Genomic DNA, 13,729 nt, shown 5'->3' on the forward strand with positions numbered 1-13,729 from the left:
GTTCATAGGTCGGCGTGGTGAGGCATGGGGATAGAGCCGTCAGTGCGCAAGGTGCAGGCCGCATTCGCGGTTGTCTTCGCCCTTGGTGGGGTCCGCATAGTCGAAGTTGTTGGGCAGGCCGTTGATTTCACAGTACTGGTAAAGGTCCTTGGACGACCAGTGCAGGAGCGGCGCAACCTTGATCAGGCCGTCTGGGTTGACGCTGACCGGGTCCATCTGGGCGCGCACCGCGGTGTCGGTGGCGCGCAAGGCCGTGAACCAGACCTGGGGAGCGGTCTCGCGCAGGGCCCGGGCAAACGGCTCGAGTTTCACTTCTTCCGTGAAGGCCGCATGGCGCGGATCGTCCAGTGCCGGGGTCTGGCCTTCCACGGCCTCGCGGTGCGCGCGGGAGCGGCGCGGCAGGTAAATATGCAGGTCCAGCTTCAGCAGCCTGGTCACTTCATCGGCGAAGCGGTAGGTGGCCTCGGTGTTGTAGCCGTTGTCCATCCAGACCACGGGAACGCGGGGATTGGCGCGTGTCACCATGTGCAGTATCACCGCCTCGAAGGGGCGGAAATTGGTGGTGACGATGGCGGGCCGGCCCAGTCCCACGGCCCAGCCCACCAGGCCCTGCGCGTTGTGGCCGAGTTCCGCGTTGATCTTTGCAAGGTCCAGGCTCATGGTGTTCAGGCGGCAGCCGCTTCCTTGAAGTGGGGTTGCACGTTTACCGCATCGCCCTGGTACTTGCCGACGCCGTAACCGGGGTAGGAGGCCAGCACACGCTCGGCGACGGCCATGTCCTGGTCGGCGCGCAGCACCGCGGTGTCGAATCCGCTGCGCTCCATTTGCGCCAGCTGGTCCACCAGCACGTCGCCCGTGGCGCGGATTTCACCCTTGAACTCGCGGCGGCGGCGCAGCAAAAAGGCCTGGCTGAAGGCGCGGCCGTCGGTGAATTTCGGGAAGTGCAGGTCTATGCGCTTGACCCCGTCCAACGCGGCCTCGAAGGGGTCGGCATCGTTTGCCAGGACCAGGATGCCGGGTTCTTCGGCGCCGCTCTGTTCGCTGAAAGGCAGTAATTTCATGGTGATTCCTTTCAGGGCTCAGTGCGCAACGGTATTGGGGGCAAAGCGCGCGGCCTTGGCGGCGGCTTTGTAGGGCTCGATGCCGACCCGGCGGAAGGTGGCGATGAAGGTCTCGCCGTCCTCGCGCAGCTGGCGGTAGGTCTCGAGCACTGCCTCGATGACTTCGGGCACTTCGGCACCGGTAAATGAAGGGCCCACGACCTTGCCGGGCACCGAGGTGCCGCTCAGCGTGGAGCCGTCGGAGCCGCCCAACGAGACCTGGTACCACTCCAGGCCGTCCTTGTCGACGCCCAGGATGCCGATGTGGCCGCTGTGGTGGTGGCCGCAGGAGTTGATGCAGCCGCTGATGTGCAGGTCGATCTCGCCCAGGTCGTGCAGCTCGTCCATGTCCTGGTAGCGCTCGGTGATGGCCTCGGCAATGGGGATGGAGCGCGCGTTGGCCAGTGAGCAGAAATCGCCGCCGGGGCAGGCGATCATGTCGGTCAGCAGGTGGATGTTGGGCTTGGCAAAGCCGGCCTTGCGGGCGGCGCGCCAGAGTTCGGGCAGTTCGTCGCAGCGCACCCAGGGCAGCAGCAGGTTCTGGTCGTGCGTGACGCGCAGTTCGCCGGCGCTGAACTGGTCGGCCAGGTCGGCGGCGATGTCGAGCTGGTCGGCCGTCGCGTCGCCGGGGGCCTGGCCCAGGCGCTTGAAGGACAGGGTCACGGCGCGCAGGTCGGGGTTCTGGTGCGGCGCCACGTTGCGCTGCAGCCAGCGGCCGAACTCCACGTCGTCCTCGGCGGCGGCGCGCAGGATGTTGGCGATCTTGGCGTCGGCGCTCTTGCGGTCGCAGTTGAGCGTGGGCGGCACGAAGGAGGCCGTCACGCGGTCGAGTTCTTCCTGGGTGATGGTGTGCGGCGCGCCGTCGTGCTCGACGATCTGTTTGTACTCGGCCTCGACGTCGTCGATGTAGCGCTGGCCTTCGGCCTTCACCAGGATCTTGATGCGGGCCTTGTAGATGTTGTCGCGGCGGCCGTAGCGGTTGTAGACGCGCACCACGGCTTCCAGGAAATTCATGATCTGGTGCCAGGGCAGGAACTCGCGGATCACCGTGCCGATGACGGGCGTGCGGCCCATGCCACCGCCTACCAGCACCTTGAAGCCCAGCTCGCCTTCGGCGTTGCGGATCAGGTGCAGGCCGACGTCGTGCCAGGCCGTGGCGGCGCGGTCTTCACGGGCGCCGCTGATGGCGATCTTGAACTTGCGCGGCAGGAAGGAAAACTCGGGGTGCAGCGTGCTCCACTGGCGCAGGATCTCACCGAAGGGCCGCGGGTCGGCGATTTCGTCGACGGCAATGCCGGCGCGCTCGTCGCTGGTGATGTTGCGGATGACGTTGCCGCTGGTCTGGATGCCGTGCATGTTGACGCTGGCCAGCAGGTCCATCACATCGGCCGATTTATCGAGCGGGATCCAGTTGTACTGCACGTTCTGGCGCGTCGTGAAGTGGGCGTAGCCGGTGGTCAGCTTGGAACTGACCGACAGGCCGTTCTTGAGCGTGACCGGGCCCAGCTTGTCCTGCTTGGCCTGGGCTTCGTGGAACAGCGCGGCATTGGGCTGGTCGTATTCACGGGCGATCTTGGCCAGCACGCGCACCTGAGCGGTCGAGAGCTCGCCATAGGGCACGGCCACGCGCAGCATGGGCGCATACCGCTGCACATACCAGCCGTTTTGCAGGCGCAGCGGGCGGAACTCGTCTTCCGGCAGTTTGCCGGCCTGCCAGCGGCCCAACTGGTCGCGGTATTGGTTGGCGCGGGCCTGGACGAACTCGCGGTCAAATTCTGTGTATTGGTACATGGCTGTCGGTATTCAAACGTGGGATTTTTTATAAAGGAAGCGATTCGGGGCCGGTTCAGATCGAAATCAGTTTCACGCCGGCATAGGCCAGCAGCACCGAGAGCAGCGAGCGGATCACGCGGTCCGGCGTCTTGTGCACCAGGTGCGAGCCCAGCCAGATGCCGGGCAGGGAGCCGGCCAGCAGCTTGATCAGCAGAGGCCAGTCTACCGAACCGATGGCGGCGTGGCCCAGGCCCGCCACCAATGTCAGGGGCACGGCGTGGGCAATGTCGGCCGCCACGATTCGCGGCAGGGGCAGGGTGGGGTAAAGCAGCATCAGCACGATCACGCCGATGGCGCCCGCGCCGACGGAGGTCAGCGTGACCAGCGTGCCGATGACGGCGCCGAACAGCAGCGGCAGCGCCCAGTGGCGCGCGCGCGCGGCCTGGTCAGCCAGCTCGGGGGTGATGGTGGTGGGAGCGGCTTTGCCGCGCAGGACCTTGTAGAAGGTGGCGCCGGCCGTCAGCAGCAGGGCCAGGCCCAGGGTGGTGGTCATGAGGCTCTGGGTGGCCGGGTTGGCCGGGCCCAGGCGCTGCAACATATAAAGCGTGGCCAGCGAGGCGGGGATGCTGCCGGCGGCGGTCTGGCCGACGATTTTCCAGTCGACCACCCGGGCGCGCGCCAGGCTCACGGTGCCGCCCATTTTGGTGAAGGCGGCGAACAGCAGGTCGGTGCCTATGGCCAGGTGCGGCTTGACGCCGAAAAAGAAGATCAGCAGCGGGGTCATCAGCGAGCCGCCGCCCACCCCGGTCAGGCCGACCACCAGGCCCACGGCAAAGCCGGCAAATACGAAGGCGAATTCATGCATCCGGGAAAATGTAAGTGCGCCGCTTATAAAAACAAACTACACATTTGTTCTGCCGTTATGTGGATAAGCTTATTCGCAAGAATCCATGCGGGTTCCCGGAGGCTTTGGCTTGCTTGCTGTTTAAGGGAAATGCAAAGGGCATGTACAACCCTCTCCCACCATTCACAATGCGCTGGTACAGTCCCTGCTTTTCCCGGCTGGCCACCCTGCATGGGCCGGTTCGTTGGAACGCACCGCTTACTTTTGGAGAAAACCGTGAAATTTGCGAAATCTGCCCTGCTGGGCGGTTTGTGTCTGGCGTTCGCGACCACCCTGGCGCTGGCGCAGGGCGGCTCAAAAACGCCGATCAAGATTGGCGAGATCAACAGCTATTCGACGATCCCCCAGTTCACGCTGCCGTACCGCCAGGGATGGCAACTGGCCGTGGAAGAGATCAACGTCACCGGCGGCCTGCTGGGCCGCAAGGTCGAGGTCATTGCCCGCGACGACGCCGGCAAGCCCGAAGAAGCTTTGCGCCACGCGATTGAGCTGACCTCCAAGGAAAATGTCGACGTGCTGGCCGGCGGCTTCCTGTCCAACGTCGGGCTGGCGCTGGCCGACCATGCCCAGAAAAACAAGAAAGTGTTCATCGCCAGCGAGCCGCTGACCGACGCCCTGATCTGGGACAAGGGCAACCGCTACACCTTCCGCCTGCGCCCCGGTACTTATATGCAGGCCGCCATGCTGGTCGAGGAAGCCGCCAAGCTGCCCGCCAAACGCTGGGCCGTGATCGCGCCGAATTACGAATACGGCACCAGCGCCGTGGCGGCCTTCAAGGAACTGCTCAAGGCCAAGCGTCCCGACGTGGAGTTCGTCGGCGAGCAGTGGCCCGCCCTCGGCAAGCTCGAAGCCGGCACCACGCTGCAGGCCATCATGCAGACCAGGCCCGATGCCATCTTCAACGTGACCTTCGGCGCCGACCTGGCCAAGCTGGTGCGCGAAGGCAACCAGCGCGGCATCTTCCCGCGCACCCCGGTGGTGTCGCTGCTGTCGGGCGAGCCTGAATACCTGGACGTGCTGAAAGACGAAACGCCCAAGGGCTGGATCGTGACCGGCTACCCCTGGGACCAGATCGACTCGCGCGAGCACGCCAGCTTCGCCGCCAATTACTACCGCCGCTTCAGCGAGTACCCCAAGGTCGGCTCGGTGGTGGGCTATGCCACCATGCAGGCGATTTTTGCCGCCATCAAAAAGGCCAACTCCACCGACAGCGAGAAGCTGGTGGTGGCGCTGCGCGGCCTGAAGTTCTCCACGCCTTTCGGCCCGGCCGAATTCCGCGCCATTGACCACCAGTCGACCATGGGCGCTTACGTCGGCAAGCTGGACCTGCGCGGCAACAAGGGCACCATGGTGCAGTGGCGCTATGCCGACGGCAAGGCCTATTTGCCCTCCGACGCCTATGTCAAGGCCCGCCGCCCGGCCGAGGCCATGAAGTGACCTTTTGACAACGCGCGCGCCGATTTCAGGGGAATCATGAAAAGGGCGTGCCGAATCCCCGCATAATCGGGCGCAAATGACGAATACGGGTGGCGAGGCTGTCAAGCGGATCTTTGTAAAAGTGTTTGGGTTTGACGATGTGGAGCGTCATGCCCTGAACACCGTGTTTCGCCTGTCCGAAACCCGGCCCACGGCCTATGCGCCCTGGACCGCCGCGGCCCCCGACGAAGCCGACATTGCGCTGATCGACGGCGACAGCTGGGAGGCCACGCTGGAACTCGCCAACCCCGCCCACGACGACCTCAAACTCATCTGGATAGGCGACAACGCGCCGGCCCGGGCCCGCCTGGTGTTCAAGCGGCCCCTGCAATGGGCGGCCGTGATTGACGGCATGGACGAGCTGCTCGCGGCCGAGTTGCCGCAAGCAGCCGGCAAGGAACCGGAGCTCGACCTGGACCTGCTGTCCGAGTCGACGGCGCTGCTGGACCTGGACCTCGACTTCGATTCCGCGGCAGACACCACGCCCGCGCCGCTGGAGGCATCCGCGCCCGAACCCGAACACGCTCAGGTGCTGGTGGTGGACGCCGACCGCGACGCGCGCCTTTACCTGCGCGCCCGGCTGGCCATGGCCGGCCTGTTGCTGGTCGACGAGGCCGCCACCGGCGCCGAAGCGCTCAAGATGATTGACAGCCGTCTCTACAAGCTGGTGGTGCTGGACATGGACCTGCCCGACGTCGAGCGCTGGGACATGGTCAAGAAGGTGGGGGCTTCGCGCCCGGCCATTGAATTCCTGATCCTCACCGGCAGCCGGCTGTCGCCGATTGATACGGTGCGCGGCTGGTTTGCCGGCGCGCGCGGCAGCCTGCGCAAACCCCTGCATCCCGGAAAGCTCAAGCGGCTGCTGCGCAGCACGCGTTGAGTTTTAATCGGCCACGCGCTGCGGCGCCAGCGCATCGGCCAGGCGCTGCTCTATCGGCAAAGGCTCTGCGTGCAGCCGGGCGGCCAGCAACTCCCCGCACAGCGCGGCAAAACTCAGGCCGCGCGACCCCATACCGCTGCAGACCCACAAACCCGGCACCAGCGGCCCCAGCGCGGGCAGCCGGCTGGGCGTGGCGCAGCGCACGCCGGCCCAGTCCTGGACTTGCCCGCCCTCAAACTTTGCCGCCAGCGCATGCGCCGTTTGCGGCAGCAGGGTTTGCAGCCGGCTGAAGTTGTGGAGGTTGTCCTCGGGCCGCGTTTCGGGTTTCGGGTTGTCGCGTTCAAAGCTGGAGCCCATGACCCAGGCCAGCCGGCCGGCTTCGCCAGGCAGGGGCACGGCGGGCGCCAGGCTGCCATGGCCGTTGACGGGGAAGACGGGCAGGGCGGCGGCCGTGCCGGGCTCGTGCCGGCCCCAGCTGACCTGGCCGCGTATGGCTTGCAGCGCGAGTTCACCGACTGTTTCATCCGCGGCGGCGGCCAGCGAGCGGCTGCCGTAGCCCGCTGCAAGCACGACCAGCCCGGCGTGGGCCAGCTCACGTCCCTGCGCATCAAAGACTTGCCATTCGCCGGAACTACGGGCCAGGCGGCCCACCGCCGCATTGCCGCGCCACTGTACCCCCGGCGTGGCCAGCCACGCTTCGACGAGGCCGGCGGGGCGGACCCAGCCCGCCTGCGCGTGCCAGAGGGCGGGCGCATCCGGCGGCAGGCCACACAGCGCGAGCCGCGCGGCGTCGGCCGGGCCGGACCAGTCATTCGCGGCATCGGACCACTCCGCCTGCCAGGCCTCGGGCCGTTTGCGCGGGTGTTCCACCGCATGCTCCAGCACGCCGGTGCGGCCCCAATCGTTCGCTTGCAGCAGGGCCTCGGCTTGCTGCAGCGTGGCGCGAATGCCGTGGCGCGACAAGCGCGAGAGCTGGTTGTCGTCGGGCGAGACATGCGGCGCCAGCAAACCGGCGGGCAGTCCCGAGGCGCCCGCGGCGGGCGCATTCGCCGCATCGAGCACCGTCACCCGCCAGCCGCGGCGCGCCAGGCTGGCCGCCACGGCCGCGCCGGCCAGGCCAGCGCCTATCACCACGCAGGTCGACGGCGCGTGCCGTTGCGGCGAAGGCTGCGCTCTTTTCGGCTCCCAGGCCGGGTTGAACTCGCCCTGCAGGTTGTCGCGCTTGGGCGGAATGCCCGGCACCTTCTTGACCACAAACCCGCACTCCGCCAGCGCGTCGCGCACGCTGCGCGCAATCGTCCAGGTGGCGATGCGCGTGCCGCGCCGGCAGCAGCGTGCCACCGCCTTGAAGGTGTGCAGGTCCCAGATGTCGGGGTTGCGCTGCGGGCTGAAGCCGTCCAGGTAGACCGAATCAGCATCAAACGATTGCTCGCGCAGCACCGCCTTGGTGTCGCCTATGCACAGCGTCAGCAACACCCGGCCGCCCTCAAACACCAGGCGGTGAAAGCCCGGCAGCAAGCCCCACAGCTGGGCGTGGAGTTGTTCGGCGAAAGGAATCAGCTCAGGGTGGGTGCGGGCGCTGCGCAGCACGTCGGCGGCGCCGGCCGGGAAAGCTTCGGTCGAGACGAAATGCAGCAGCTGGGGGCGATCCGGGTCGGCCTTCCAGGCGGCCCAGGTGACCAGGAAATTCAGGCCCAGGCCAAAGCCGGTTTCCAGCACCGTCCATTGCGGCTGGCCGGCCCAGGCCTCCGGCAGGCCGCAGCCCTTGAGAAAGACTTCGCGGGCCTGGTCCAGCCCGCCGAGTTCGCTGCGGTAGCGGTCGCCGAAGCGCGGGCTGAAGGGGCTGCCGCCGGCCGTGCCGTCGTCCAGCCACTCGATGCGCTCAGGCATGCCGCCGCATCAGGGGGTGGGAGTAGGGGGGACGTAACCCTGTACCGCGTCGGCGCCGTCGCCAAAGAAGTGTTTCTCCATCTGGCGCGCCAGGTACTGGCGGGCGCGGGCGTCGGCCAGGTTCAGGCGGTTTTCATTGACCAGCATGGTTTGCTGCTTCATCCACTCCGCCCAGGCTTCCTTGCTGACTTCTTCCCAGAGGCGCTTGCCCAACGGGCCGGGGTAGGGCGGAAAGTCCAGGCCTTCGGCTTCTTTACCGAGCTTGATGCATTTGACGAGGCGTGCCATGGCGGGGTTCTTTCTTGTATCGGGGGGATCTAAAGAGGGGTCTAAGGATGTTTACAGAATAAAGAACTGAGTTTTTATTCGTTCCAGTTTTCTAGGGCTGCTTCCAGAATCCATTTTGTTCGCATTTACACGCATTTTTCTGGAAAAGAGGAGCAACCATGACTTCACGCCGCAACTTTATCAATGTTTCCACCCGCACGGCCGCCGCGCTCGGTTTGGGTTTGACGCTGGCAGGGTCACTGCTGACGGCCCAGGCGCAGCCGGCCCCCGTAACGCTGCTCAACGTATCCTACGACCCGACCCGCGAGCTCTACGTCGAGTACAACGCCGCCTTCAGCAAGTACTGGAAGGCCAAGACCGGCCAGGACGTGACCATCAAGCAGTCGCACGGCGGCTCGGGCAAGCAGGCGCGCTCCATCATTGACGGCCTGGACGCCGACGTCGCCACGCTGGCCCTGGCCGGCGACACCGACGCGCTGGTCAAAAACGGCGGCTGGCTGTCGCCCGACTGGCAAAAGAAGCTGCCGCACAACGCCTCGCCCTATACCTCCACCATCGTGCTGGCGGTTCGCCAGGGCAACCCCAAGGGCATCAAGGACTGGGACGATCTGGTCAAGCCCGGCATCAATGTGATCACCCCCAACCCGAAAACTTCGGGCGGCGCCCGCTGGAACTACCTGGCCGCCTGGGAATTCGCCAAGCGCAAATACGGCAGCGACGCCAAGGCCAAGGAGTTTGTCGCCAAGCTCTACGGCAACGTCTCGGTGCTGGACACCGGCGCCCGCGGCTCCACCATCACCTTCGCCCAGCGCGCCCAGGGTGACGTGCTGATCGCCTGGGAAAACGAAGCCTACCTGCTGGAAAAAGAGTTCGGCGCCAAGTTCGACGTGATCGCGCCTTCGCTGAGCATCCTGGCCGAGCCGGCCGTCGCCGTGGTCGACAAGAACGTCGACAAAAAGGGCACGCGCGCCGTCGCCGAGGAATACCTGAAGTACCTGTACTCCGAAGAAGGCCAGGACATTGCCGGCAAGAACTTCTACCGCCCGGCCGTTTCGCAAAAAGCGATTGCCAAGTACGCCAAGCAGTTTCCCAAGCTGAACCTGTTCACCATCGACCAGGCTTTCGGCGGCTGGACCAAGGCTGATAAAGAGCATTTCGCCGATGGCGGGTCGTTTGACCAGATCTACTCGAAGAAATAGGCCCCCCGAAGCGGCCTCTGGCCGCCTCCCCCCAGGGGGCGCCCGCTGCGGCCCGGCAAAGCCGGTTCCGCGCCGGCACTGGAATTGAAGAACTGTCACACCGCGCTTGGTTGCCCAGGCACTTCAGGGAAAACGCCAAAAAATGTCCGCGCAACAATCCGTATTGCTGATCGCCGGCAGCCCGTCCGAGCAGTCCCGTTCCTCGGCGCTGCTTGATTCGGTCAGCCACAGGCTGGCGCTGAGGGGCGGCTTTGTGGTCGACCGCCTGAATATCCGCGAACTGCCGGCCCAGGCCTTGCTGCTGGCCGAGTGGGGCCACCCGGCCATCATCAAGGCGATCGAGCAGATCGCCAGGGCGCGCGCCGTCGTGGTGGCCACGCCGGTCTACAAGGCGGCTTACAGCGGCCTGCTCAAGGTGCTGCTTGATTTGCTGCCGCAGACCGCGCTGAAAGAAAAAACCGTGCTGCCGCTGGCCACGGGCGGCAGCCCGCACCACATGCTGGCGCTGGACTACGCCTTGCGCCCGGTGCTGCAGGCGCTGGCGGCCCGCCACATCCTGCCCGGCGTTTACGCCACGGATTCACAGGTGCCGCAGTCGGCCGACAAACGCTACGAGGTCGGCCCCGACATCGCGGTGCGGCTGGACGACGCGGTGCTGACCTTGCTGGCCGAAAGCTTTCGCCAGCCCGCGACCACTGGTTTTGAGCCGGTGCACTTTTCCCGGGTGCGATGTAGCGTCTGACGCCGCACCGGGGCGCGCAGGCCGATGACGGCCCGTGCCCTGAATTCCCATGACGCAGATTTTGAAACCGCCTCGCAGGCGGCCGGGGAGAGCCTTTGCCTCCTGCCGGCCGTGCACCCGGAAAAGACACCCTTGAAAAGGACATCGACCATGAGCATCACCTCCGCCGGCCCTTCCGGCATTCCCCCGCAACCCGTATCCAAGGCACGCACCTGGATCGACTTTCTCCTGAGCCTGGCGCTGGCCGCCGCGATCGCGGGCGTCATCACCTTGCTGACGTTGCCCGTGGCGCATGCACAGGACAAAGTCGAGCTGCGCATCGGCTACCAGAAAGCCGCCAGCCTGTTTGTGCTGCAAAAAGCCCAGGGCACGCTCGAAAAACGTTTGTTGCCGCTGAACGCCACCGTGAAATGGGTGGAGTTCCCGGCCGGCCCGCAACTGCTGGAAGGTCTGAACCTCGGCTCGGTCGACGTGGGCTACGTCGGCGAAGCGCCGCCCATCTTTGCCCAGGCCGCCGGCGCGAAGTTCGCCTACATCGGCTATGACCCGGCAGCGCCTGAAGCCGAAGCCATCCTGGTGCCCAAAGACTCCGGCATCAAATCGGTGGCCGAACTCAAGGGCAAAAAAGTCGCGCTCAACAAGGGCAGCAACGTCCACTACCTGCTGGTCAAGCTGCTCGAGAAAAACCACCTGAAGCTCAGCGACATCCAGGTCGTCTACCTGGCCCCCGCCGATGCGCGTGCCGCCTTTGAAAGCAAAAATGTCGACGCCTGGGTGATCTGGGACCCGTTCACCGCCGCCGCCGAAAAAGCCATAGGCGCGCGTGTGCTGGCCGACGGCAAGGGCGTGGTCAACAACTACCAGTACTACCTGGCCGAGCGCGGCTTCGTCGCCAGGAACCCCAAGGTCATCCAGGCCCTGTTTGACGACTCGGTGGAGCGCGGCGTCTGGCTCAAGGCCAACCTCAAGAAGGCCGCGGAGCTGATCGCGCCGCTGCAAAGCCTGCCGGTCGACGTGGTCGAACTCAGCCTCAAACGCTATGAGTTCAACGTCAAGCCCGTGCCCGCCAGCGTGATCGCCGACCAGCAAAAGCTTGCCGACACCTTCTTTGAGCTGAAGCTGATCCCCAAGGCCATCGCCGTCAGCGACGCCGCCTACAAACCGGCGCCCTGAGCAGCGGCGAAGGAATCTCACCATGAACACCTCCACACCGCTTCAACTGCGCCGCCGCTTCCTGCGGATCGCCGCGACCACGGCCTCGCTCTGGGGCCTGGGCCTGCAGGGCGCAAAAGCCCAGTCCGCCGGCAAGGCCGACAAAGCGCCCGAGCAACTGCGCATCGGCTACCAGAAGTCCGCCGTCAACCTGGTCATCCTCAAGCAGAAAAGCGTGCTGGAAAAACGCTTTCCCAACACCAAAATTGCCTGGGCGGAATTCCCCGCCGGGCCGCAACTGCTGGAAGCGCTGTCGGTCGGCAGCCTGGAGTTCGGCCTGACCGGCGATTCGCCGCCCGTCTTCGCGCAGGCCGCCGGCAAAGACCTGCTCTACGTCGGTGTCGAGCCGCCCAAGCCCGACAGCTCGGCCATCCTGGTGCTGGGCGATTCGCCCATCCGCAACCTGGCCGGCCTCAAGGGCAAAAAGATCGCGCTGCAAAAAGGCTCCAGCGCCCACTACCTGCTGGTGCGCGCGGTCGACAAGGCCGGCCTCACATGGGACGACATACAGCCGATTTACCTGGCGCCCGCTGATGCGCGCGCCGCCTTCGAGCGCAAGAGCGTGGACGCCTGGGCCATCTGGGACCCGTTTTACGCCGCGACCGAACTTGCCATCAAGCCGCGCGTGCTGGCCACCGGCCGCGAGCTGTCGAGTAACAACTCCTTCTACCTGGCCTCGCGCTCCTTTGCCACCCAGCATGCGCAAACCCTGGCGGTGCTGTTTGAGGAGCTGAGCCGCGCCGACGCGCTGGTGCAAAGCGACCGCAAGGAGGCCATCAAGCTGGTCTCCGAGTTCAGCGGGCTGGACGCCGGCGTGGTGAGCCTCTTTATCCAGCGAAGGCCGGTGTCGCCGGTAGGCCCGCTCAATGCCGCGGCGATTGCCGATCAGCAGCGCGTGGCCGACGCCTTCCTGCGCCTGGGCCTGATCCCGCGCGCGGTCAAGGTCGCCGACATCGTCTGGAAACCTGAGATTCCCCCCCGAATCGGCCTGGCGGCCGCCTCCCCCCAAGGGGGCGGCCACCAGCAGCCCGGCGAAGCCGGTTCTGCGGCGGCCACTGGTACGCGCCTCGCCAGCGCATCAAAAAGGAGTTCGTGATGCAGGTTTTCTGGTTCATCCCCACCCACGGCGACAGCCGCTACCTCGGCACCGGCGAAGGTGCGCGCGAGGTCAACCACGACTACCTCAAGCAGGTCGCCCAGGCGGCAGACACGCTGGGCTATGAAGGCGTGCTGATTCCCACCGGCCGCTCTTGCGAGGACCCGTGGGTGGTGGCCTCCAGCCTGCTGCCCGTGACCAAAAACCTCAAGTTCCTGGTGGCGGTACGCCCCGGCCTGCACCAGCCCAGCCTGGCCGCGCGCATGGCCGCCACCTTCGACCGGCTCTCGGGCGGGCGCCTCCTGATCAACCTCGTCACCGGCGGCGACCAGGCCGAACTCGAAGGCGACGGCGTCTACCTGGACCACGCCCAGCGCTACGAACAGTCGGCCGAATTCATCCGTATCTGGCGCGAGATCCTGGTGCGCAGCCACGCTGGCGAAAGTTTTGACTACCAGGGCGAGCACCTGAGCGTGAAGGGCGCCAAGTTGCTCTACCCGCCGGTGCAAAAGCCGCATCCGCCTGTGTATTTCGGTGGATCGTCCGACGCCGCCCATGCGCTGGCCGCCGACCAGGTCGACACCTACCTGACCTGGGGTGAGCCCCCGGCCGAAGTCGCCAAAAAAGTGGCCGACGTGAAAGCCAGGGCGGCCCGGCTGGGCCGCACCGTCAAGTTCGGCATACGCCTGCACGTCATCGTGCGCGAGACCGACGACGAGGCCTGGCGCGCCGCCGAAAGCCTGATCAGCCGGCTCGACGACGACACCGTGGGCCGCGCGCAGGCCGCGTTCCAGCGCATGGATTCGGAAGGCCAGCGCCGCATGGCCGCCTTGCATGCCGGCGGCGGCAAGCGCACGCGCGCCGAGCTCGAAATCAGCCCCAACCTCTGGGCCGGCGTTGGCCTGGTGCGCGGCGGCGCGGGCACGGCGCTGGTGGGCGATCCGCAAACCGTGGCCGCGCGCATCGAGGAATACGCCGCCCTGGGCCTGGACACCTTTGTGCTCTCGGGCTACCCGCACCTCGAAGAGGCCTACCGCTTCGCCGAGCTGGTGTTCCCGCTGCTGCCGCGCAAGCTGCGCCAGAAGCTGTCCGGCCAGGTGCTCAACGGCCCCTTCGGTGAAGTCGTCGCCAACGAATACCTGCCGCGCGTCTCGCAAAGCTGAAACGGA

The 13,729-nt window shown here is 66.1% G+C and carries 13 protein-coding genes; 7 read left to right on the forward strand and 6 right to left on the reverse strand.

Annotated elements, in window-relative coordinates; translation table 11 throughout:
* Positions 1-39 precede the first annotated feature (39 nt).
* Genes ACLV8F_RS09185 through ACLV8F_RS09200 form a run of 4 tightly spaced genes read right to left on the reverse strand, consistent with a single transcriptional unit; the run spans position 40 to position 3,738 of the window.
* A complete protein-coding gene (locus ACLV8F_RS09185) occupies positions 40-660 on the reverse strand; it encodes a phosphoadenosine phosphosulfate reductase family protein (protein WP_411883922.1) in 621 nt (206 codons plus the stop codon).
* A 5-nt stretch (positions 661-665) separates the two neighbouring features.
* Positions 666-1,061: a DUF934 domain-containing protein gene (locus ACLV8F_RS09190; protein ID WP_411883923.1), complete on the reverse strand. Its 396-nt coding sequence runs from the start codon at positions 1,059-1,061 to the stop codon at positions 666-668.
* Between the two features lie 18 nt (positions 1,062-1,079).
* Complete coding sequence (locus ACLV8F_RS09195; RefSeq protein ID WP_411883924.1) at positions 1,080-2,891, reverse strand: nitrite/sulfite reductase; 1,812 nt, start codon at positions 2,889-2,891, stop codon at positions 1,080-1,082.
* Positions 2,892-2,946: 55 nt separating this feature from the next.
* Positions 2,947-3,738 carry a sulfite exporter TauE/SafE family protein gene (locus ACLV8F_RS09200; protein ID WP_411883925.1) on the reverse strand — a complete coding sequence of 264 codons (792 nt, stop codon included), beginning with the start codon at positions 3,736-3,738 and terminating at the stop codon, positions 2,947-2,949.
* Positions 3,739-3,993: 255 nt separating this feature from the next.
* Here ACLV8F_RS09200 and ACLV8F_RS09205 point away from each other — a divergent pair, with 255 nt between their 5' ends.
* Both ACLV8F_RS09205 and ACLV8F_RS09210 read left to right on the forward strand, forming a co-directional pair.
* A complete protein-coding gene (locus tag ACLV8F_RS09205; protein ID WP_411883926.1) occupies positions 3,994-5,214 on the forward strand; it encodes an ABC transporter substrate-binding protein in 1,221 nt (406 codons plus the stop codon).
* A gap of 163 nt (positions 5,215-5,377) precedes the next feature.
* Positions 5,378-6,133, forward strand: coding sequence for a response regulator (locus ACLV8F_RS09210; RefSeq protein ID WP_411883927.1), 756 nt, complete (start codon positions 5,378-5,380; stop codon positions 6,131-6,133).
* 3 nt (positions 6,134-6,136) lie between these two features.
* Here ACLV8F_RS09210 and mnmC read toward each other — a convergent pair whose 3' ends face one another.
* A complete protein-coding gene (gene mnmC / locus ACLV8F_RS09215; protein WP_411883928.1) occupies positions 6,137-8,023 on the reverse strand; it encodes an FAD-dependent 5-carboxymethylaminomethyl-2-thiouridine(34) oxidoreductase MnmC in 1,887 nt (628 codons plus the stop codon).
* A gap of 9 nt (positions 8,024-8,032) precedes the next feature.
* Positions 8,033-8,311, reverse strand: a complete 279-nt coding sequence (locus tag ACLV8F_RS09220) for an oxidative damage protection protein (RefSeq protein ID WP_411883929.1) — start codon at positions 8,309-8,311, stop codon at positions 8,033-8,035.
* A gap of 158 nt (positions 8,312-8,469) precedes the next feature.
* Here ACLV8F_RS09220 and ACLV8F_RS09225 point away from each other — a divergent pair, with 158 nt between their 5' ends.
* The 5 genes from ACLV8F_RS09225 to ssuD all read left to right on the forward strand — a co-directional run bounded on the left by ACLV8F_RS09225 (position 8,470) and on the right by ssuD (position 13,723).
* Entirely contained in the window at positions 8,470-9,510 is a 1,041-nt protein-coding gene (locus tag ACLV8F_RS09225; RefSeq protein ID WP_411883930.1) for a sulfate ABC transporter substrate-binding protein, read from the forward strand.
* 142 nt (positions 9,511-9,652) lie between these two features.
* Positions 9,653-10,252, forward strand: coding sequence for an NADPH-dependent FMN reductase (ssuE, locus tag ACLV8F_RS09230; protein WP_411883931.1), 600 nt, complete (start codon positions 9,653-9,655; stop codon positions 10,250-10,252).
* Positions 10,253-10,402: 150 nt separating this feature from the next.
* On the forward strand, positions 10,403-11,425 hold the full coding sequence (locus ACLV8F_RS09235; RefSeq protein WP_411883932.1) for a sulfonate ABC transporter substrate-binding protein: 1,023 nt from the start codon (positions 10,403-10,405) through the stop codon (positions 11,423-11,425).
* A 22-nt stretch (positions 11,426-11,447) separates the two neighbouring features.
* On the forward strand, positions 11,448-12,560 hold the full coding sequence (locus tag ACLV8F_RS09240) for a sulfonate ABC transporter substrate-binding protein (protein ID WP_411883933.1): 1,113 nt from the start codon (positions 11,448-11,450) through the stop codon (positions 12,558-12,560).
* A complete protein-coding gene (gene ssuD, locus ACLV8F_RS09245) occupies positions 12,560-13,723 on the forward strand; it encodes an FMNH2-dependent alkanesulfonate monooxygenase (RefSeq protein ID WP_411883934.1) in 1,164 nt (387 codons plus the stop codon). The genes ACLV8F_RS09240 and ssuD overlap by 1 nt, the downstream gene beginning before the upstream one ends.
* Positions 13,724-13,729 lie beyond the last annotated feature (6 nt).

The organism is Polaromonas sp. YR568 (assembly GCF_943369675.1).
Classification (GTDB): domain Bacteria; phylum Pseudomonadota; class Gammaproteobacteria; order Burkholderiales; family Burkholderiaceae_C; genus Polaromonas.